Annotated in this window: 1 pseudogene; it reads left to right on the top strand. The window is 66.2% G+C overall.

Annotation, left to right across the window (positions count from 1 at the left end):
* Positions 1 to 7: 7 nt before the first annotated feature.
* Positions 8 to 352, top strand: a pseudogene (locus U5775_RS39150) (hypothetical protein); the annotation flags it as partial.

The raw sequence follows: 352 nt of genomic DNA, 5'->3' as shown, positions 1-352 counted from the left end.
CGCGGCGGTGGACTTCGCCGACCAGGACGGCAACACCCGCACGCTGAAGAACGTGACGGCGGGCGTGGCGGACACGGACGCGGTGAACATGTCACAGCTGAACGCGACGAACGCAACCGTGGCGCAGAATTCGTCGGACATCTCGACGATCAACAGCCAGATTGCGGACATGGGCGGCTCGCTCGACGACGCCGTGATGTACGACTCGTCGGCTCATAGCTCGGTGACGCTGGGCGGTTCGGGCGCGACCTCGGCCGTGACGGTGCATAACGTGGCCGCAGGCGTGGCCGATACGGACGCGGTGAACGTTGCCCAACTGAACACGGTGAGCGCGAAGGGCGACCAGACGGGT

This window comes from Paraburkholderia sp. J63 (genome assembly GCF_905220245.1).
GTDB lineage: Bacteria > Pseudomonadota > Gammaproteobacteria > Burkholderiales > Burkholderiaceae > Paraburkholderia.
This window is presented reverse-complemented; position numbering and strand designations above follow the sequence as displayed.